The sequence below is a fragment of the Pusillimonas sp. NJUB218 genome, assembly GCF_003788685.1.
Lineage (GTDB): Bacteria > Pseudomonadota > Gammaproteobacteria > Burkholderiales > Burkholderiaceae_B > Neopusillimonas.
Genome location: NZ_NQMK01000016.1, coordinates 16,452 through 37,207, shown reverse-complemented (window position 1 = coordinate 37,207; position 20,756 = coordinate 16,452). Strand labels below are relative to the sequence as shown.

The following is a 20,756-nucleotide window of genomic DNA, read 5'->3' as shown; positions in this document are numbered from 1 at the left end:
CATGCAACTCGCATTGTTCAGCCCAACTGTTAGCTATACACCTTCGGTAAGTGCCGATCCTACGGCACTTTATGTACGCGATCCTAACGGTGTGTTCGTGCCGGCCGATATCGGCCGAGTGCTGGACGCTGCCCGTCAAATTGCGCACCAGGTTTTGCCTGAGCGTATCGATATGAGTAAGCCACAGCAGGTCAAAGAGTTCTTTGCAATGAAGCTGAACAGCACTTTGGAGCATGAGGTCTTTGCAATGGCGATGCTGGACGCCCAGTATCGCTTGATCGAGTACGTTGAACCGTTTCGCGGCACGCTAACGCAGGCGAGCGTATATCCCCGTGAAGTGGTCAAAATGGCCCTGGCGGCTAACGCAGCGGCAGTCATCATTGCGCATAACCACCCAAGTGGCATGCTTGAACCCAGTGCGGCAGATTTAAGTTTGACTAAACACTTACGCACAGCACTATCCCTGGTGGATATTCGGTTGCTGGATCACATCCTGGTCGCCGGCAATAAGACGCTGTCCTTTGCTGAAAGCGGACAACTTTAAGGATTTGACCCGGTCCGGCGCCCGGTTAAGCGCCGGTATCCAACGATTGATCTCAAACAGAGATTAGGCACGCTACAATACTGTTTTTGTGTACAGTATTTCGTCATGGATACGCCAATCGCACTAAGCACGCTGCCATCGTATGTCTGGACAGCGCCCACAACCTTGCAATGTGGGTTTCCTAGTCCGGCCGAGGATCATGCGGAGCAGCGCCTGGATTTGAGTAGCTTGTTGATTCAGCAGCAGGACGCAACATTTTTTATGCGTGTGCGCGGCGCGTCCATGCGAGATGCCGGCATCGATGACGGCGACCTGGTAGTTATTGATCGCTCCGTCAATGCAAAGCATGGCCAGATTGTCGTGGCTGTCGTTGATGGCGAGTTCACCATTAAGCGCCTCTACAAAAAGCGCAATCAGGTGCGGCTCGAAGCGGCCAACCCGACGTACCCAAACATTGAATTAAAAGATGGCCAGGAGCTGGTCATCTGGGGTGTTGTGACATGGACACTCAAAAAACACAGCCACGGCGTATAGCGCTCATTGATGGCAACTCGTTCTACTGTTCGTGTGAGCGGGTCATGCGCCCCAGCCTGGAGGGCAGGCCCTTGGTGGTGCTTTCAAATAACGATGGCTGCGCCATTGCGCGCACACAAGAAGCCAAAGACCTGGGCGTCAAAATGGGTGCGCCCTGGTTTCAGATCAAGCACCTGGCGCAGACGCATGGTTTATTGGCCCTGTCGGCTAATTTTTCTTTGTATGGTGACTTAAGCCAACGGATGATGAACGTCATCGGGCAATTTTCCCCGCTACAAGAAATCTATTCCATTGACGAGTCTTTTCTGGACTTGACCGGCGTTCAGGGTACCGGCCGCGAGCTGGGCAGCACGATACGCGAGCGCGTCAGACAATGGGTGGGCATACCGACGTGCGTCGGTATTGGCCCCAGTAAAACGCTGGCCAAATTGGCTAATCATCTGGCTAAGAAAATCCCCCGGCTGCAGGGCGTATGTGATTTATCGACGCTTGATCATGAGGGGCGACTTCGGGCGCTGCGTCATGTGTCGATCGAGGATGTGTGGGGCGTAGGGCGGCGCTTGGCGCCCCAATTGCGGGAATTGGGTATTCATACCGCCAGTGACCTGGCTCAGCAAAGTCCCCAGCGCATACAGGAACAGTTTTCGGTGGTCTTAGCCAAGACCGCACGCGAGTTAGCTGGCCAGACCTGTATCGGGTGGGAGGACGAACCGGCTGACAAACAGCAAATCATGTGTTCACGCAGTTTCGGTAAGCCCGTCGTGCAGCTCGTCGACCTGCAGCAGGCGTTAGCGGTGTTTGTGAGTCGCGCCGCGCAAAAGCTGCGGGCACAAGCCTCTTTGACCGAGGCTATTCATGTATTTATTCGCACCAGTCCATTTCGGGACGGCCCCAAATATACCGGCTCGACTGTTGTTCGCATTGCCCGCACTGACGATACGACGATTTTGATTGGTGCCGTAAGTCGGGCGCTGCACAAAATCTATCGCTCCGGCTACGCCTACGCAAAAGCAGGTGTTTGCTTGCTGGAAATTACCCAGCGCTCTATGGCCGAATCGCAATTAGGGTTGTTTGACGCACCGCAGCAGCCTTGCCAGGTGCCCAAGGGCGAGCTGATGCAAGTCATGGATCGTCTTAATCAAAGGTTTGGGCGCTTCACCGTCGTAGCCGGGGATGCCCTGGTGCAGAGTGAATCCCCTTGGCAAATGCGCCAAGAGCGAAAAACCCCGGCCTACACCACGCGTTGGGAAGATATCGTGGAGATTTGGCGTTAGATCCTAGGTCTTTGAGAGCGCCGCTCAACACGGTCGTTGTTGCTAAATAGGATTACTCAAGCCAACCGGTGAAGGCGTTCTTGCTGTACCGGTCATTTTGTCACATCGTTCTCGGATTCAAGGGCTGCGCACATACGGTGCTTGCGTCCGTTCGGCCGTCTTTGACCCTTGAGTCCTGCGCTTGCGACGTGACCGACTCCCGGCCAGGGCAATCTCGCCCTGATACCTGGAGAGAATCATCATGGCTACAAAAGCCCAAACACGGCGTCTTAATGCTACCGCTGGCACACATCAGACTGAAATTCTTAAGTTATTAAACGGCATCGGCAGGACTCGCGGACTGTCTCGCGTGTTTGCCGATTGGATTGAAATGTGTGCAATCGCCTTGGCCAGGATGGATCGAGCCCAGTTTGATGCGCTAGAAGAGCGCTACCAAGGGATCGTTAAGCAGTACGAGCGCGACGAGGTTGAAGACTTGGCTAAAGCATTTGCGCATTTGACGCTGGCTTACGAGGAGTGTTTCAGTGACGGCGCAGTAGCGTTCGCAGACACGCTCGGTTCGCTTTATATGATGCTGGACATGGGCAATAGCGATACGGGCCAGTTCTTCACGCCCTACGAGGTTTCGCGCATGATGGCTCAGATTCAGATTGAAGGAGCCGGGGAGCTGATCAAGGAAAAAGGGTATGTCCAGGTCATGGAACCTGCGGCCGGTGCCGGCGGCATGATCATTGCCACGGCCCATGCCCTTCATGAGGCCGGATTTAATTACCAACGCACGATGCACGCCACGGCCATCGACATCGATGCCCGGTGCGTTCACATGTGCTTTGTGCAACTGTCGATGCTGCATATCCCTGCCGTGGTGATTCACGGTAATGCCCTATCAGGTGAAACATGGGGGCAGTGGGTGACACCGGCACATATCTTGGGTGGCTGGCAAAGGCGGTTAGATAGTCATAAACCTTTGGCGCAACTAAATCATTCCAACAATCAAACTTGGCCAAGCAGACACCCCGAAGTTCCTAAGGGCAATAATAATGTCGAGCGTGTGCAAATGATGTTGTTCTAAGTCATAGGGAGCGTTGTGTACGAAGCTCCCTCTTTGAGACTTACCTAAACGTTACGAAGGCTGTTTGTGGTTAAGCATTTGTTGGTACAAAAAATGTTCCCGCAGCACATTGAAGGTAACGTGAGTCAAGCTCGGGGTTAGCCCTGAACTTACCTCAGTTAGTGACTGCACGTTTTCTAACAGGATATCGAGCTGAGCAATACTCGCGGAAGCAGCATTATGCGGATGGGCATTGATGTGCTGACCAGCCGCTTCGAGTAGGCGGGTCTCTTGTTGAAATAAGCGCAGATTTTTGTTGAGCTCATCGATTTGCTTTTTTTTCTTATAACCAGAATCGCATCTCACTTCGGCCAATAGCAAAGCGTTATAAATGTTCATAAGCATGGTTCGATCCTGAAGCGCACCGTGGTCTACCAGTGTCACGGTGAGGCGCGTAATTCGCCTGTCTCGGAACTCAAGGGTTGTCTCGTCTAGAAAATGTATAGCGCCTGAACTACGCAAAATTCGCTCATGCCTAAGTGCCTGAGCTTGAGACGCAAATAGGCCACCGGCAAAATCTAGTAGTGCTTCACCCTGTATGCCGGTCATAGCACCCCGAGTTAACGCCTTCGCTTTGCACTCGACAAGGATGATATTTTCCTCATCCTCGAATACGAAATCACACTCGCCGACACCAATATCTCCCATATCGTATTTCGCATTCTCGAAGCTAGGTTGAAAGCCGTGCGTGGCAAACAAATTCTTTGTTAGCCGCTCTGCTGCAAGGCCTCTGAGATTGGCGATTTCATTTGCGGCTTTACCCTTTGCCCAGGCAGCGAATATCGCCTCGAATAAAGCTGGGCCCAGCACCGATGCTGCTGGCAAAACCACATTATTGTCATTGAGCAAAATGAGCGGCTTGAAGATTACGTCTGGGCCCTCAGCACCGAAAGGGGAACGATATTTTTTATTGGTCTCGCCCTCTCTGTGCGCAAAGAACGGCAACATAGATTTGAATACCCCCTGATCGAGTCTGTTTTCAAGCAGCTGGATCGGTACTACCAGAGTTCCAGGTTTAGCATGAGTTTTTAGAACGTCGGCCAACTGCACCGCATCCGCGACGCACCAACCGAGTTGATGCTTCATGTTGGTATCAAATTCATCGCTGAAAAAACCGGTTAGAAACTGAGGCGTGAAACTAAGGTGCCACTGACGAAGTGAGAAACAGTGGTCGTAGTGAGCGACCCATCGCAATACATCTTCTAAGGATCGGGCATCTACATTTAGAAATGCAAATTGCGAATAAGGCTCGATGTCAAGCATCGCCACGAAGTCGCGAGCTAGGCAGACGGCCTTATCCCAAAATGACTCGGCCTTGCGTTCGTTAGATCCTTGGGCAGGCAGCTTGACTGCAATGTTATACAGCAGCCCGACCGGGAGTCCTGGAGATCGATGTCCAAGACCACTGGCATATTTTCTGCCAAATAGAATTTGTTCATAGGCGTAATCTTGGGTCTTAATGGCCATCCGCATGATAGTCGCTAGCGCCTTGAGACTTCCTACGCGATGAAGACTCTTCCATATGTCGCCAACAATATTTTCTACGCTCTCAGCTCTTAGGTGGTCGGCCCTGAACAATCCCCGTAACTCGCATAAACATTGAAGATTGGGGCAATTTCCGATACCCGGAACTCCCGGTTTGTTGTCCAATAGAGGCTATTTTCTGGGAGTTTTATTTCGATGTTTGCCTGCCCTGCCACCGATGATTTTTTCCGTTCTCGCATTGATCAGATGATTGACCTTCGTCATCCGTTGGCGGTGTTGTCCTCGCGCATGCCATGGCAAGAACTTGAGGCACGGGTAGCCAATCTGTTTGTTCGTAAAGCCCACACGGGGGTCGCGATGCCGGACCTGGATTTGTTTGGCGAGAAGCCGCAGCGTCAGTCTTCGCGCAGCAACGCGGGTCGCCCAGTGTGCCGCTTCGGATCATGATTTCGCTGCTGTATCTGAAGCATGCGTTCAACGAATCGGATGAGGGCGTGGTTGAGCGTTGGGGTGAAACCCCAACATGGCAGTTCTTTGCGGGTCAGGCGTATTTCGAACACCACCGTCCCTGCGACGCCACCACGCTGGTGAAGTTTCGCAAGCTGTTGGGCGAAGAAGGGGTTGAAGAGTTGCTGGCACAGACCATCAACGTAGCCGTCGAACTCAAGCTGATCAAGCCCCAGGAGTTGAGCCGCGTGATTGTGGACAGCACCGTGCAGGAGAAGGCAATTGCACATCCTACGGACAGCCGCCTGTTAGAGACCGCGCGGATCAAACTGGTGGACGCCGCCAAAGCGGTGGGCATTTCGCTCAAGCAAACCTTTGCCAAAGAAGGTGCACAACTGAGCCGCCAGGCGGGCCGTTATGCCCATGCCCGCCAGTTCAAACGCATGCGCCGGGCCATTAAACGTCAACGAACCATTGTGGGTCGCTTGTCGCGTGAGATGGATCGCAAGGCCAATGTGCTCGGTCAGGCGGTACGCGCCGCCCTGGATCAGGTCTTGAACAAGGCAAATCGTATCGCGGCCCAAAGCGCTCAGCGCAAGAGCGTCAAAGGCCAGCCCAAGCTGTACGCCTGGCACGCCCCGGAAGTCGACTGCATCAGCAAGGGTAAAGCGCGTCGGCCCTATGAGTTCGGTGTAAAGGTCGGGATTGCCAGCACGTTCAAGGGCAATTTGATCTTAGGCGCACGGGCGTTTCATCGTAATCCGTACGATGGGCATACGCTCAACGAACAGCTGGAACAGGCTGCGATTCTGATGCAAGACTGTGCGGCGCAGGCTCCAGACACGGTCTTTGTAGACTTTGGTTACCGGGGGGGGATGCGGACAATCCGCAGGTTTGCATTGTGCATCGGGGCAAGCCCAAACGGCTGACGGCGCTGGAACGAAAGCAGCTGAAACGCAGACAAGCCATTGAGCCGATTATCGGTCATTTGAAAGCGAATCACCGGATGGATCGCTGCCACCTTAAGGGTGAAGAAGGCGACAAGTTGCATGCCGTGTTGTGCGCGGCGGGCTACAACCTCAAATGGTTGCTGCGTATGATTGCCAAGAAGGGGGGTACCCTTCTTGCAGGTCCTTTTTTTGCGCCTGAAAAAAGGCACCGCCGTGAGGACGATTCTGACGGCATTGGCGTGGGAGGGGGATGCTGACCGGTTAAACCGTCCTCGCAGCGTCATGCAAAGACCCATGTTGGCGGCGTGACGCAGTGTCTTGAATGGCCGTTTTCGGCCAAAATGAATAAATCAGCATCGATTAAGTAAGGGCAGGTAATTCTGGTGTATTTTCGGGTTTAATCAACCTGGGAAAGTCAGGCGAGTGGCGCGCGCAGTGTGACTTTAATACGTTGCAATGCGTCGTCGCTGTCTGCGATGAACATCTGCAAGTCCGCAATGCATTTTTCCAGCAGGCGTAGTGTATTACGGCATTCTGCAGCCATGGCGTTGACCGCAATTTCGGTATGGTTCTGAAGAACTTGCTGCAATGCCATGTACAGTTTTTCGTAGTTGGGCTGAGCGGTGTACTCAGTCAGTTCAAGTGGCTGTTGCAACTCACTGCAACTTGGCACGTAATCGGGCAATATGTCTGAAAACACCTGAAGCAACGTGGTGTTGGCGATAGGTATCAATTCAGCATGAAAGGCTTGGCTATTGCCAGACTCCACAAGCTTTTCCAACATGGCAGGAAGTATGGGTGCAGTTTTGCGCCAGAAGTTCTTCAGAATCTGGTCGGGCGCATGAACAAGAGCTTGTTGTCCGGCGTTTAGCGCGACGTGTAATTGGCTTAACTGCGGCAATACAGTGTCGACCAAGCTACCCAGAACATTTTCTTCCTGATGATGCAATAAAACTTCGGCCGGTTTGCGCTGCTTGTAAGCCAGCGCGGGCTGGATGATGTCCAGTAAGGCCGCATACAGGCTCTCGAATCCGGCCTCTTCCAGAGCCTGCGGGGTCAGGCCTTCTGTGCGGGCCATGTAGGTCGAAATTGACACCGGGGCCACCAGTATCGATGCTTCCAGACCCATTGCGTCAAGCTTGGCGCTGGCCCGATCACACACGTCATTTTCTTGCAGAACACGATTTTCAGGTGTTTTGTTGCGAAGTAATTTCTGGATTTCCCCGTCGACTTCGTCTTCCTCGAAAACGTCACTGCGCGTTAAAACGGGCAGAAGCGGTTTGCCACGCCCCAATTCAGTCGAGAGTTCTTCCAGTTCCTGGGTTTGACCGGGAGATGCGGAGCTTGAAAGCCATAGCAAACCATCGGCACTTTCAATGAAGCGTTTTGTCAGTTCGGCATTTTGCCCGGTAACCGAGTGCAACCCCGGGGTATCGAGCAAAACCAGTTTCTGGCCAAGGCAAACCCCTTGCAACCGTGCGGTGGTTTCGGTTTCCCCCTCGGCGAACGTGTCGCTGGTTTCAACGACTCCCCCGTTTTCAAGGTGAAAGTATTGAACGGGCTGGGCGTGTGCCGAAAAACGTTTTGCCAGCAAGTTGCAAAATGCGCTTTTACCCACGTTGAATTTACCGAACACCAGAAAAATGACTTTATCGTTTAGCAACTCTGCGAGTTTGCTGGCATGAACAAGTTCCGATCGCTGTTGTGCCCAGTATCCCGACAGCGTGCGAAGGGTTTGCCCGATAGCTTGTGCCTGTGCGACAAAAGCACTGTCAGGTTTGAATCCAGACAGAGGCCATTGAAGTGACTCAAGGGTACGCTCAATATGCTCGTGCCAGGCATGTAATGAAGCGAGTGCTGGCGTCAGGTCGGTATGGGCGCGCGCAGCCGCATTGACGGTCGATAAAAAGCAGAGCTCGTGCGGGGCAACGACGCCCTGCGGATTCGTTGCGTTCATGCGGGTAGCGTAAATGAGGCGAGGGCGTCAATGGCATCAAGTGCGACGTTGACCTGGAGTTTGGCCGCAACGATGTCCTGCGCCAGGGTGACCTGATCGGTTGAGGCGTTAAAGTACTGTGTAAATGCTTCGTGCAGCTGTTGGATACCGGCGGGTGAGCCAAAGATCCGTTGCAAATCGCGGGCATGTTTGACCGAGATGCCAAGCACAGCGATCATTACCGTATAAAGACTGCCCGATACCGGCGTTTTTCCGCTTGATAAGCCAGTGACGCCATGGCCGGCGAGGAATGCGTCGATTTCAACACAGGCACGAGAATATGCGACCTGAATACGTGCGCGCTCGCGCTTTGCCGCAGTGAGTTTGTATTGATCACTGGCGTAGTCGGGGGTCAGGGAATTACCAAAACCTGGCGCGTTGATGATCGCCAGCAAGTCGGTTTGAACCTTCGCTAATACGGTGTGCAAGCCAGTGTCGAACTGATGGCGTTGGTCGGACTGCCGTTGCAGCAAGGCTTCCAGCCGTTGCTGGCGCAAGGCATGCTGTTGTTGCAGTTCGGTGCTGAAATGTTCAAAGAGCCGGGCGGCCTCAAAGGCTCGAGCCTGTGGCACGTTGGTCACGGCGTCAGCTATCAGATCTTTAAGTGCAGGAATCCCGCTTTTTTGCACCAGTAATTGTTTACTTTCGGTTTGGCCTTGTCGATGACGCGTTGATGAAACGGCATGGAAGACCGTACCCGGTGCCTGTTGACCGAGAGCCTTCAGAATGTTCTCGAGTTCGCCTGTTCCAGGCAGCTGGTCGATCTGGGACAACACAAACAACGTCTTGCGTTGCGTTAGACCTTCGTCGTTACATAACTGCTTCACGACGTCGTGTTCACAGCCGTCAAGCTCGCCTTCTTTGGCCGTATGTACAAACAGCCGGATATCGGACTCAATCCAGACGGCCCGCAGGGCCAGGCGATCGTCATCCAGGCTGATATCGGCGTCAAGGCCGGGTGCATCCAGCCAACAAACCGCATGGTGCGTCTGACTGGACAGTGTGATGGTTTCACGTTTGTCGGCAACTGAAAATTGGTCTTGACCCAGCAGTTCATTCAGCAACCGGCTTTTGCCATGATTGTATTTACCCACGACCGTTACGGTGGGCAACCGGTTCGGCGTCGTCAGCAAACGGAGCCGTTCGAGATGGCTGATGTGCTCGGGCAGAACGAGCAAGATTGCCCGTTCTGCCGCTGTTTGAGCGCTGCCAAGAATGTCGTTTTGTTCAATCATTCATTCTGTGGAACATTTTGAGTTAAACAGCTCAGGCCGCTGCACGCTCGCGGTTGACCAACTGGTTATCTTTGCCATCGACCAGTGGTGTGAGCGTGATATTGAATTCAATATCTTTGTACGTATCGGCCTTCAGGCCAAGCGCAGCACCACCGGTTTTTTCGGTCACCGGAGGAATCAGGTCTTCGCGTGTGGCGTAGGCAAAGTCATCCCAGATCAGCGGATCGCCTTCGATATTGAATTGCGTCGTCAACTTGCGGTTGCCGTCGCTGGTCACGAACATATGAACGTGTGCAGGGCGGTTGCCATGACGTGCCAGGTGGTTCAACAGCTGCTGTGTTGAACCTTGTGGAGGACAACCGTAGCCTACCGGCATCAGCGTACGGAATTCGTACTTGCCGTCAGCATCGGTACGCACCGCACCGCGAAGGTTAAAGTCGCTTTGTTTTCCAGTGGGGTCGAAGTGGGAATAGAAACCACGGGAATCAGCATGCCAGCATTCAACCAGAGCACCTGCAACCGGTTTGCCGTCAGCGCCTTTCACGACGCCGTGGATGACCAGCGGGCCGGCATCTTCGTCGGGGTCAACGTCAAGTTTGGCTACACCTTCTTTCACGGGTGCGCCTGCAACGTACAGCGGGCCCTCGATGGTACGCGGTGTACCGCCGTCAAGACCAATTTGCTTGTCTTCGGCATCAAGGCGGATGTCGATGTATTTTTCCAGACCAAGACCGGCAGCCAGCAACGCAGCCTCACCATCGGTGCCCAGGCGGTTCAGGTAGTTGACACCAGCCCAGATTTCGTCGGGCGTGATGTCTAGATCGTCGATGGCCTTGAACAGGTCAGACAACAGACGGTGAAGAATCTGTTTGAAACGGGCGTTGCCCTCTTGGCCTTCGAGGTTTACGGCAGCTTTCAACAGGTCTTGAACTTCCTGGGTGTCAAATACTTTAACGGTCATTTTCTGTCCCTTTTATGTAATAGAGTTGGCTTTTTGAGAGTGGAGTGGATGACAGCGCAGCGCGTTTTGGGCGATTCAGCTGTCGTCCTCGCGTACCGACGATGGGTGGCGGCATAGCGGTGTTACTGAAATTTTCATGAATGGGTAAAGCGGCAGATTGCTAAGCAACTGGTGCAATTCTGCGTTGTCTTCGACGTCAAAAATACTGTAATTGGCGTATTCGCCAACAATTCGCCAGATGTGGCGCCATTTGCCGCTACGTTGCAATTCTTGCGAATACGCCTTTTCTTTGGCAATGAGCTGAGCCGCAACTTCGGGGTCCAGACTGTGCGGAATCTGAACATCCATTTGCACATGAAACAGCATCTGTGGGTCTCCTGTTGGGGGAATCGGTGCGCAGCGGGCGGATTAGCTGCGCGTAACGTGGTGAATAGAGCCTGGCCGGGTGAATCGCTGCACCTGGGCATCGTTCAGCGTAATGCCAAGGCCGGGGCCTGTCGGGACTGTCAGTTCGAAATCGCTGTATTCAAGCGGTTGTGTCAGGATTTCTTCAGTAATCAAAAGAGGGCCAAACAGCTCGGTACCCCACTGCAAGTTGGCAAAACTGGCAAACAAGTGGGCTGAGGCAATGGTGCTGACCGCACCTTCAAGCATGGTGCCACCGTAGAGTTCAATACCGGCGGCATCGGCAATGGCGGCGACGCGTTGCGCAGCAAACAACCCGCCGCTTTGTTCAATCTTGACAGCGAAAACATCACTACCGCTTTCTTTGGCGATGGCAAAAGCGCTTTCCGGCCCTTGCAGTACTTCATCGGCCATCAAGGGAATTGAAAAGCGTCGCATCAGGCGACCCAATGCCGCGGCCGAGGCAACCGGTTGTTCAACCAGTTCGCAGCCGGCGTCGGCCAACGCGGGAATACCCCAGGCCGCCTGCGTTTCACTCCAGGCCATGTTGATGTCGACACGTACCGCTGCACGGTCGCCCAAGGCTTTCTTGATATCGGCGACATGCTGGATATCGGTTTTGATGGCCTTGGCGCCGATTTTCAGTTTGAACACATTATGACGACGCAAGGCCAGCATCTTTTCGGCTTCGTCAATATCCTGAGCCGTATTGCCCGAGGCCAGCGTCCAGGCGACGGGCAAGCGGTCGCGACGGCGCCCACCCAGTAACTCAGACAGCGGCACACCCAGGCGCTTGCCGTGCGCATCGAGCAAGGCGGTTTCCAGGGCGCTTTTTGCAAAGTGGTTCATTTTGACCAGTTTACCGACGTGCGTCATCAGGGCTTGAATCCGGGTGGCGTCTTTGCCAACGATGGCTGGTGCCAGGTAGGTATCTACCGTCTGTTTCATGGTTTCCGGGCTTTCGTGCCCATAGGCCATGCCGGCGATGGTGGTGCCTTCGCCCAGACCGGTGACGCCGTCGCTGCAGATGACCTGCAACAGCATCAGGCTTTGGCCCTGCATGGTGCCGACCGACAATTTGTGGGGCCGGATTGTGGGCAGATCAACGATGCGGGTTTCAACGCGTTCGATAACCGGGTAATTCGAATCGATAGACATTGGCGTATTTATTAAGATTTGATGAAACGGATTAATCGTGAATAATCGGGCCGGGCGCACCTCATGTCCAACACCATTTTCATCTGATTGAATACCTTTAAGGTATTGAATGGCACCAACCCAAGAAAATCAGGGGTTTGCTCCGGTAATATGCGGAAATACGCCAGTTCAATTTCGGGGGAAACAATGGATCTGCGTCAGCTACATTATTTTGTTGTCGTGGCCAGGGAAGGCAACTTCACCCGGGCGGCCGATCTGTTACATATGGCTCAACCCCCCCTGAGCCGCCAGATCCAGGCGCTGGAAGACGAGCTGGGTGTGCAGTTGCTGCTGCGCAAGCACCGGCCCGTTCGTTTAACCGATGCCGGTCGCGTGTTTTACGAGCAAGCCTTGCAAATTCTCGCGCGTGTAGAGCAAATGAAAGAGGCAACGCGACGTGTCGGTCTGGATCAGCGCAGGGTATTGAGTATCGGTTTTGTGGGGTCTACGCTGTATGCCGATGTGCCGCCGCTGGTGCGGCAGTTACGCAAGCATGATCCTGATCTCGAGATTCAGCTGGTTGAGTTGACGTCGGTACAGCAGGTCGACGCCTTGAATGAAGGGCGCATTGATGTCGGCATCGGCCGTATTCCTCACAATGATCCGAATGTCATGGGCATTGTCTTGCGTGAAGAACGTCTGGCGGTCGCCATTCCGGTGAACTCTCGTCTGGCGGCTGTTGACGGGCCGGTTAAGGTGTCAGATTTGCACGGTGAGCGTTTGGTGGTGTACCCGCAATCGCCGCGTCCCAGCTTTGCCGATCAGGTGCTGGGTGTGTTTCAGGCCAACGGGGTGCGCCCCGGCGAGGTCCATGAGGTTCGTGAAATTCAGGCCGCCCTGGGGCTGGTGGCTGCCGAAGTTGGCGTGTGCGTCATTCCGGTTTCTGCGCGGCAAATGCGCCAGGATATTCGGTACCGGTTACTGGAAGGCGAGCGTGCAGTATCGCCGATTATTCTGAATCATCGGGTGAATGATGATTCCCGATACCTTGGGCTGATCAAGCAGCTGCTTCAGAAAATGTATGACGAAAAACCGGCTTGGCTAGGCAACGACGGGTAAGTGACGATAGCTATTTTCATACCCCCGGAATAACCCTGATCTGAACGAATAGCCGCCTTAGTGATACCCACCAGGAATTGGCGTTTGTGCAAAGCGGGTTTGCAACGGTGTTATTCAACGTGCGCCGTAGTTCTGACAAGATGTGTTTTCTCACTTGTGAGATAACTCGAATCGTTATAAAAAAAATGCAAACATCACGCCGGTCACCACGGCGCCAGGAGAAACAAATGGCTGGTTTTATAGAAAGAAACGGTCTGTTGACAACAGCGTACCGGGATGCAGTCCAGAACGTACTGCAACAGATTGAACAGGCGGACATCCGCATGATCCGCTTGTCGTGGCCCGATCAGTACGGGTTGTTGCGCGGCAAAATGCTGTCGGTTGCCGCACTTAAGTCAGCGTTTTCAAGCGGATCTGAAATCACGATGGCACCGTTCTTTTTCGATACGGCCAGCGCCATTGTATTCAACCCGTTTCAGGCCGGAGGTGGCTTTGGCGACTCGGAGCTGTCTGGCAGCCCTAATGTCGTGATGGTCCCTGACCCGACCACGTTTCGCATTTTGCCGTGGGCCGATCGTACCGGCTGGATGCTGGCCGATTTGTACATGCGCAGCGGCAAACCGTTTGCATTGAGCCCGCGCGCAATTCTTAAAAAGGCCTTGCAAGAAGCCAGCGATATGGGCTACGAATTTAAGGCCGGTCTTGAGGTTGAGTGGTACCTCACACGTATTGTTGATCCATGTCTTGAACCAGAAACGCTGGGTGGACCTGGCACACCAGCAGCACCTCCCAAGGTCATGCCGGTTGCCAAAGGTTATTCCTACTTGCTGGAAAACCACCTTGATGAGGTCGAACCGCTAATGTCCACTATCCGCGATCATGTTCTGGCTCTGGGCATGCCGCTGCGCAGTATCGAGGATGAATGGGCGCCAAGCCAGATGGAAACTACGTTTGATGTCATGAGCGGGATGAATGTGGCCGATACGATGGTGCTGTTCCGCAATGCAGTCAAGCAAATCTGCCGGCGCAACGGTTATTTGGCCAGTTTTATGTGTAAGCCAAAAATTGCCGGTTTTTATGCTTCTGGCTGGCATCTGCATCAATCTCTGAACGACAAAATAACAGGCACGAATCTGTTTGTTCCCACCGGGAACGATGCCTTGTCACCGACCGGCCTATCGTATGTGGCGGGTTTGCTTGAGCATGCCGGGCCAGCATCAAGTTTCACGACACCCACCATCAATGGTTATCGCCGTCGTCGCCCGTATTCACTGGCCCCTGATCGTATGACCTGGGGTATTGATAACCGTGCTGCCATGGCGCGAGTAATTTCCGCGCCCGGCGATAACGCCAGCCGTGTTGAAAACCGTGCCGGTGAACCCGCGGCCAATCCGTACCTGTACCTTGCATCACAAATTTTTGCCGGCCTTGATGGTATCCGGCGCCAGCTTGACCCCGGCCAACCCGTTGAATCGCCGTACGAGTCCAGTGTGAGCTCGTTGCCCGTAAACCTGTCGCAGGCACTTGACGCCCTTGAGTCTTCAAGCTTCTACCGCGAAGCCTTTGGTGACAAGTTCATCGATTATTGGCTGCATTTACGTCGTAGCGAATGGCAACGCTTTGTGGCCGCTGAAGGCGAGGTCGACATGCAGCAAGACGAGGTTACCGAATGGGAACACCGCGAATATTTTGAATTGATGTAAATGCGTAGCCGCAGCAGACACATCGCATAAGGACAGTTATGAAAAAGTTTGCATTGATATGGTGTTCCGACAACATGTTGCTGGAATATCGGGACTACATGCTGGGTCAATTATCTGACGGTACGGGGCAATGGGATGTCCTGTCTCCCGCCGACCCTAACTTTGCTGAGCAGGTAAAGGATTATGACGGTTATGTCATCAGCGGCAGTGAAAAATCGGTAGTAGATGACCTTGATGCCCCATTGACTCAACGCCTGTTTGCCTTCATTCGTGACGTCCGCGCAACTTCTGCTGCACCGGTCGTGGGTATCTGTTTCGGAGCCCAGGCTCTGGCGGCGGCACTAGATGGCCGGGTCGGGCGTAACGAAAGCGGTCAGTTTCGTCTAGGAGTGGAATCTCTGAAGTGGTTGTCGCCTTCGATCACGCAACAATGGCCCGAAATTACAGACGACATCACGCTGGTTCAAAGTCATGGTGAATGCGTTCTGAAACTGCCACCAGACAGTGTGCTTCTGGCGTCATCACCGTCAGCTGCTCACGAGATTTTTCTGGCCGAAAACCGGTTTCTGGCCATTCAGGGACACCCGGAATCAGATGCGTCATGGCTACGCAAAATGTTCATGCCGTTTCACCGGGATGCGTTTGACCAAACCCAATGGGAAGCCATCGAGCACGAGTCAACACAGCCGGTGAACCGGGAGGGCATTTTGGCGCTGATCCGGCGCCTGTTGAAAGACGGTCACCTATGAGCTGACACGTCATTTATTTAGGGAAAAAATTATGAGTACCACTGCTATAAGGCCGGGCTCAAACGCCCTGGCGTTAGATGAACTCGTCCAGCAAGATCGCGTTCATCGACGGGTTTACACCGACCCCGATATTTTTGCGCTGGAAATGGATCGAGTCTTTGCCGCGAACTGGGTATATTTGCTGCACCTAAGCGAAATCCCGGGCATAGACGATTTCAAGCAAGTATGGATAGGCACACGTAATTTCGTCGTCAGCCGTAAAGGGGACAACAAAGTTACCGTATTTGCGAATCGTTGCTCACATCGTGCAGCAACAGTGTGCCGTGAACCCGGTGGGACAGCCTCTACGTTTACATGTCCGTATCACGGCTGGAAGTACGACAGTCGTGGACAGCTGTTTGGTGTACCTGGAAAAACTGCCTACGGAAAGACCTTCAAAGCACGTGATATGCATTTGGCCCGTCCAGCGCAAGTGGCAATTTATAAAGGGCTGGTGTTTGCGACACTGAATGACAAGGCACCCGGACTGGAAGAACACCTCGGCCATGCCAAACGGTTTATTGATGACTGGTTGAACCACCAAGGGGGGCACGAAAACCTGTGCGTTGCCGGTGCGCAGCGCTTCAAACTCAAATGCAACTGGAAAGTGGTTTACGACAATGCAGGTGACGGCTATCACGTGCCGTTTTCACACCAGTCGTTGCTGAAAATGACCAATGATCGCTATGGCGGTGGCGACATGTCGTACTTTGCCGACGCTGATCGTTCAAACATGAAGCTGTATGACTTGGGTAACGGCCACACGCTGATTGACCAGCGCCCCGACATGCATAACGACTCAGCCTGGAACCAGCAGCGGCCGCAGCCCGGTCGCGAAGCCTTCGAGGCTCATGTTCGAAATACGAACAAACCGGAAATAGTCAGCGCAGTGCTAGACAGTGCTGTCGGAGCGGGTATGAACCTGAACATTTTCCCCAACCTTTTGTTTATTGGTAACCAGATCCAAGTTTTACAACCAGTTTCAGCCAATGACGTCCTGGTGCACTGGTATGCCACACAACGTGCCGATGCTGATGATGACATGCAGTCGATGCGCATGCGGACACAAGAAGACTTTCCCATTATGGGCGAAATGGATGACGCCAGTAATTTTGAAGAGTGTCAGCGCGGTATGGAAACCAGTCCGGATGACGAATGGATTGATATCAGCCGGCATTTTGAAACCGGCAAAGATGAAGAAGAAGCACCGGGTCTTATCGCTAATCCGGTCACATCCGAGCTGCATATGCGGGCCTATTTCAACAAATGGCGGGCACTGATGTCGGTACAACCCATTTTGAACGTTGAGAAAACAAAACTATGATTCAGGAGGCACGCATGAAATATGAACCCGATTCAAGCTATGTGAACCAGCGCTTTTATGATTGGCTGGTTGAGTTATCGACTGATTTTCGGCATAGCACTGACCGATGCACAGCGCCTGTAGATATCGACACCGAACGCGCCATCATGCACCTTGTCAGCCGGGAATGCAGGCTGCTGGATGACCAGCACTTTGATCGCTGGCTTACGCTCTACGATGACCACTGTGCGTACTGGATACCGGCTGAACGCGATGCCGCTGACCCGCGCAAGAAGGTGACCCTTGAATTTCACGACCGCCGTCGCCTGATTGACCGGGTAGCCCGGCTGGGAACCGGGCTGGCATATTCACAGTGGCCCGTTTCACGAACCTCCCGTATTTGCGGGGCTCTGGAAATCTGGCCAGCACCAGGTCAGACCGACGAATGGCGTGTGAGATGTAACTTCATGATGGCAGAACATCAGACTGACCATTTGCGTACTCTTGCCGGATGGTACGGCTTTGCCTTGCGACGCTATCAAAACGATTGGAAGATCGTCGTGAAGCAGGTGAATTTGCTCAATTGTGATGCGCCTCAGGGCAATAACTCCTTTTTCCTGTAGTCAGGTTGCGAAGATGATAGAAGCACACACCCTGAATGTTGTCCGCATCACCCCCCAGGGAACCGATGCTGTTTTGCTGAGCCTGAAGCCTAATGCGGCTGAAATAGGCACTTTTGGTTTTCAGCCCGGTCAGTACCTGACGCTGGAAGGTGGTCCTCAAGATACACCACAATGGCGTTGTTACTCCATTACCAATGGGTCTCGCAACGACGGGGGAATCGATGTACTGGTTCGCCGTGTTCCTGGTGGGCTAGTGTCAAACTGGGTTTGCGACACTTTGCGTGCTGGCGATTCCATCAGGGCGATGCCGCCTGCCGGGCGGTTTTTACTTCGAGAACCGCAACAGCTCGTTCAGTTGTTTGCAGGGGGTAGCGGCATTGCGCCGATTGTTTCCCTTGCCCGCCAGGCGCTTGAGCGCAGCCAGGTCCGGGTAACCTTGTTTTACGCGAATCGCAATCGTGCAACAGTAATGCTTCTGGACGCACTAAACGAACTATTGGCGCATTATGCTAACCGCTTCAATGTGCAGTACTGGTTCGACGAAGAGACAGGGCTGCCTGATGCAGAAACGTTCCGCCCAATGTTGGCCGCGCATGGTGACGCCTATATTTGCGGTCCAGAACCGTTTATGCAGGCCATAGTTGCCGCTGCAAAGGGGTTTGGGGTTCCTGAAACACGCATCCACCTTGAAAGTTTTGCCGCCAATGATGAGCAGGGCGACAGTACCGATTCTGACAAACAGGCGACGCTTGAAGTTACTATTGCCGGAGCTACACATGAAGTGATCGTCACAGGTAATGAAACCTTGCTGGCGGCGATGCTGAAGGCTGGTTTGCCTGTGCCGTACGCCTGCCGGGTGGGTGAGTGCGCATCGTGCATGTGCCGACTGGTAGAGGGCAACGTTGAACGGCTTGAGAACGAGGTACTGGACGAAGATGATGAAGACGATGGCTGGATTCTTGCTTGCCGGTCGCGTGCGCGCACTGAAAAAATTGTCATACGGTTTCCGTAGGCAGTCTTTTCGGCAAGGTTAACCACAATGCCGACAAAACACTCAAGTACCAGAAAGATCGGACCAGATGCCGCCGTACCCTGGGATTTAGTGCGCACTTTTCTGGCGCTTGAACGCCATCGAGACTACGCCGTTGCTGCCGAAATGGAAGGGATTGACCATTCAACGCTTCGGCGCCGGATTCAAGCCCTGGAGCAGCAGCTGGGCCGCACGGTTTTTATTCGTACCCAAAGGGGCTGGGAAGTTTCTGCCGACTTACAAAAACTGGTTGACGCTGCACAGGACATGGCAGAAGCGGCCAAGCGGTTTTCCCTTGCAGTTCAGGACGATGCGGGAGTTATCAGAATTTCGTTGCTGGATGCGTTTGCTCACCGTTTCGCTAACGCCTTTACCAATTTCCGAGAACGCCACCCCCGTCTGGTATTGAACATCACCACCGAAACGCATTTTGTTGACCTCAAGCAAGATCAGGTGGATATCGCAATCAGGCTGGCGCGACCAGTGCAGGGTAACAGTTCACTGAAAATCAAAAAAATCGGTGATGTCCCCATCAATGTGTATGCCAGCAAAAGTTATCTCCAAAGCATGGGTGGTGCCCGTGCCAACCGTACAGCGCAACATCATTTTCTGGGAATGAATCTGGGGTTTTCGCACAGCGACCATACGTTCACGTATGGGTCGTTGGACCGAACCGAATTTGGGCTTTCCGGAAAAGTGGTGGCGTGGTCTGACAGCTTTTCGATGTTGGCACGGTTATGTGAAAACGGTCTGGGTGTTGCCATTATGCCCACGGTGATGGCTGTAGATTACCCGGGCCTGCAAAAAGTTGATCCTGCCCAAGCTGACGTGACGACCGAACTCTGGATGATCAGCAGATTTGACTTGCGGGCGCCCTGGCAGCTTGATTTGGCCAATTTACTTCAACAAGAATTAAACCGCTGGATGCAACCCTTCGCACCACGATGATCCGTTCGATTCCGCAATGGGTTCAGCTGCCCCTGTACTTATCTGAAATTGCCGCATTTTCGGTTCAACATAGGCATTCAGGCATTGGCAGACTTTGGGAAGATCTGAACAAGTCCCTCGGACCTGTCAAAATGTAGGTTGTTGAGAATCGCCCGATACGGAAGTCCCCGTTGAGCCAATTGAGTTTTTCTGAAGCCGAATACGCTGGCAAACCCAAACGGCTGACGGCGCTGGAACGAAAGCAGCTGAAACGCAGACAAGCCATTGAACCGATTATCGGTCATTTGAAAGCGAATCACCGGATGGATCGCTGCCACCTTAAGGGTGAAGAAGGCGACAAGTTGCATGCCGTGTTGTGCGCGGCGGGCTACAACCTCAAATGGTTGCTGCGTATGATTGCCAAGAAGGGGTACCCTTCTTGCAGGTCCTTTTTTTGCGCCTGAAAAAAGGCACCGCCGTGAGGACGATTCTGACGGCATTGGCGTGGGAGGGGGATGCTGACCGGTTAAACCGTCCTCGCAGCGTCATGCAAAGACCCATGTTGTCGGCGTGACGCAGCGTCTTGAATGGCCGTTTTCGGCCAAAATGAATAAATCAGCATCGACTAGGTGGTATTTGCCGGAGTGGATCGAAAAAGAATAGCCGAGCCGTTTGACCCGAGTCGCAGCGTCTGCAACAGCTTTCGTTTGAGCATTGGAAAATGGATATTGCTTGAGGACTGCCAAGGCACGACCTATGAGCATCGCTTCCTGCCATTCCGTCTCATTGTCGAAATGCCGCACGAAGGCATCGACTTGAGCAATGGCAGGTGCGCTTGGTTCAATGGGACGGGATGGAATCTTATTTCCATCGGCTTGGACGACTCCGGGTAGACATGCCCTAATATTGTTGAGTGCCTCGGCAATCGGTTCGCTTGCCATGTCCAATACATTCGCCAAAAAGAAATGACTGGATAAAGCGCGTAAGGTGTTAACCGTTTGGCCCGTATTTTCCAGGACGATCAGTAAATCAAAGAGACGATCCGATGCGTCCCGAATATTCCTGTAGCGTTGTAATACCTCATTCGCATCGGCCTCATCTGCCATCGGCACAGCTGTGCTGGAACGTATAAAAATCGTTCTTAGTTTTTCCACCTGATCGGTCAGATCCTGCACGTGTGCCTC

The 20,756-nt window shown here is 53.4% G+C and carries 18 protein-coding genes and 3 pseudogenes; 14 read left to right on the top strand and 7 right to left on the bottom strand.

Going from position 1 to position 20,756, the window contains the following annotated elements; translation table 11 throughout:
* The first annotated feature begins 1 nt into the window (after window position 1).
* The 4 genes from CHR62_RS15325 to CHR62_RS15310 all read left to right on the top strand — a co-directional run bounded on the left by CHR62_RS15325 (window position 2) and on the right by CHR62_RS15310 (window position 3,424).
* Window positions 2–544 carry a RadC family protein gene (locus tag CHR62_RS15325; protein WP_123661519.1) on the top strand — a complete coding sequence of 181 codons (543 nt, stop codon included), beginning with the start codon at window positions 2–4 and terminating at the stop codon, window positions 542–544.
* 105 nt (window positions 545–649) lie between these two features.
* Window positions 650–1,078, top strand: a complete 429-nt coding sequence (locus tag CHR62_RS15320) for a LexA family transcriptional regulator (protein ID WP_123661518.1) — start codon at window positions 650–652, stop codon at window positions 1,076–1,078.
* Window positions 1,045–2,352: a Y-family DNA polymerase gene (locus tag CHR62_RS15315; RefSeq protein ID WP_123661517.1), complete on the top strand. Its 1,308-nt coding sequence runs from the start codon at window positions 1,045–1,047 to the stop codon at window positions 2,350–2,352. Before CHR62_RS15320 ends, CHR62_RS15315 begins: the two co-directional genes overlap by 34 nt.
* A 241-nt stretch (window positions 2,353–2,593) precedes the next feature.
* On the top strand, window positions 2,594–3,424 hold the full coding sequence (locus CHR62_RS15310) for an N-6 DNA methylase (protein WP_123661516.1): 831 nt from the start codon (window positions 2,594–2,596) through the stop codon (window positions 3,422–3,424).
* 51 nt (window positions 3,425–3,475) lie between these two features.
* Here CHR62_RS15310 and CHR62_RS15305 read toward each other — a convergent pair whose 3' ends face one another.
* The gene (locus CHR62_RS15305) at window positions 3,476–4,936 is read right to left on the bottom strand and encodes a hypothetical protein (RefSeq protein WP_123661515.1); all 1,461 of its coding nucleotides are present in this window, start codon (window positions 4,934–4,936) and stop codon (window positions 3,476–3,478) included.
* A gap of 207 nt (window positions 4,937–5,143) precedes the next feature.
* Here CHR62_RS15305 and CHR62_RS16030 point away from each other — a divergent pair.
* A pseudogene (locus CHR62_RS16030) lies at window positions 5,144–6,602 on the top strand (IS5 family transposase).
* Window positions 6,603–6,760: 158 nt separating this feature from the next.
* On the opposite strand, the gene CHR62_RS15295 reads toward CHR62_RS16030, so the two are convergent.
* From CHR62_RS15295 to CHR62_RS15275, 5 genes are all read right to left on the bottom strand, one after another.
* A complete protein-coding gene (locus CHR62_RS15295; RefSeq protein ID WP_123661514.1) occupies window positions 6,761–8,302 on the bottom strand; it encodes a dynamin family protein in 1,542 nt (513 codons plus the stop codon).
* Window positions 8,299–9,576, bottom strand: a complete 1,278-nt coding sequence (locus CHR62_RS15290; protein WP_119517087.1) for a GTPase — start codon at window positions 9,574–9,576, stop codon at window positions 8,299–8,301. Before CHR62_RS15290 ends, CHR62_RS15295 begins: the two co-directional genes overlap by 4 nt.
* 31 nt (window positions 9,577–9,607) lie before the next feature.
* Window positions 9,608–10,537: a catechol 1,2-dioxygenase gene (gene catA, locus CHR62_RS15285; RefSeq protein ID WP_123661513.1), complete on the bottom strand. Its 930-nt coding sequence runs from the start codon at window positions 10,535–10,537 to the stop codon at window positions 9,608–9,610.
* Window positions 10,538–10,612: 75 nt separating this feature from the next.
* Window positions 10,613–10,903 (bottom strand): muconolactone Delta-isomerase, encoded by a 291-nt coding sequence (gene catC, locus CHR62_RS15280; RefSeq protein WP_119517085.1) that lies wholly within the window; start codon window positions 10,901–10,903, stop codon window positions 10,613–10,615.
* Window positions 10,904–10,945: 42 nt separating this feature from the next.
* The gene (locus tag CHR62_RS15275) at window positions 10,946–12,100 is read right to left on the bottom strand and encodes a muconate/chloromuconate family cycloisomerase (protein ID WP_123661512.1); all 1,155 of its coding nucleotides are present in this window, start codon (window positions 12,098–12,100) and stop codon (window positions 10,946–10,948) included.
* Window positions 12,101–12,286: 186 nt separating this feature from the next.
* Between CHR62_RS15275 and CHR62_RS15270 the strand changes: the two genes are divergently transcribed.
* From CHR62_RS15270 to CHR62_RS15235, 9 genes and pseudogenes are all read left to right on the top strand, one after another.
* Window positions 12,287–13,198 (top strand): LysR family transcriptional regulator, encoded by a 912-nt coding sequence (locus CHR62_RS15270; RefSeq protein WP_119517090.1) that lies wholly within the window; start codon window positions 12,287–12,289, stop codon window positions 13,196–13,198.
* Between the two features lie 227 nt (window positions 13,199–13,425).
* A complete protein-coding gene (locus CHR62_RS15265) occupies window positions 13,426–14,901 on the top strand; it encodes a glutamine synthetase family protein (RefSeq protein ID WP_119517083.1) in 1,476 nt (491 codons plus the stop codon).
* Window positions 14,902–14,939: 38 nt separating this feature from the next.
* The gene (locus CHR62_RS15260) at window positions 14,940–15,650 is read left to right on the top strand and encodes a type 1 glutamine amidotransferase (protein ID WP_082731417.1); all 711 of its coding nucleotides are present in this window, start codon (window positions 14,940–14,942) and stop codon (window positions 15,648–15,650) included.
* A 31-nt stretch (window positions 15,651–15,681) separates the two neighbouring features.
* Window positions 15,682–16,056: pseudogene (locus CHR62_RS16025) on the top strand (aromatic ring-hydroxylating dioxygenase subunit alpha); the annotation flags it as partial.
* Window positions 16,057–16,296: 240 nt separating this feature from the next.
* Window positions 16,297–17,013 carry an SRPBCC family protein gene (locus CHR62_RS16020; protein WP_370318070.1) on the top strand — a complete coding sequence of 239 codons (717 nt, stop codon included), beginning with the start codon at window positions 16,297–16,299 and terminating at the stop codon, window positions 17,011–17,013.
* Between the two features lie 14 nt (window positions 17,014–17,027).
* Window positions 17,028–17,615, top strand: coding sequence for an aromatic-ring-hydroxylating dioxygenase subunit beta (locus tag CHR62_RS15250; protein ID WP_158607285.1), 588 nt, complete (start codon window positions 17,028–17,030; stop codon window positions 17,613–17,615).
* A gap of 13 nt (window positions 17,616–17,628) precedes the next feature.
* Window positions 17,629–18,627, top strand: a complete 999-nt coding sequence (locus CHR62_RS15245) for a ferredoxin--NADP reductase (protein ID WP_082731750.1) — start codon at window positions 17,629–17,631, stop codon at window positions 18,625–18,627.
* Between the two features lie 27 nt (window positions 18,628–18,654).
* Window positions 18,655–19,593: a LysR family transcriptional regulator gene (locus CHR62_RS15240; protein WP_119517080.1), complete on the top strand. Its 939-nt coding sequence runs from the start codon at window positions 18,655–18,657 to the stop codon at window positions 19,591–19,593.
* 212 nt (window positions 19,594–19,805) lie between these two features.
* Window positions 19,806–20,036, top strand: a pseudogene (locus CHR62_RS15235) (transposase); the annotation flags it as partial.
* 81 nt (window positions 20,037–20,117) lie between these two features.
* Here CHR62_RS15235 and CHR62_RS15230 read toward each other — a convergent pair.
* Window positions 20,118–20,747 (bottom strand): hypothetical protein, encoded by a 630-nt coding sequence (locus CHR62_RS15230; protein ID WP_123661510.1) that lies wholly within the window; start codon window positions 20,745–20,747, stop codon window positions 20,118–20,120.
* Window positions 20,748–20,756: the final 9 nt, after the last annotated feature.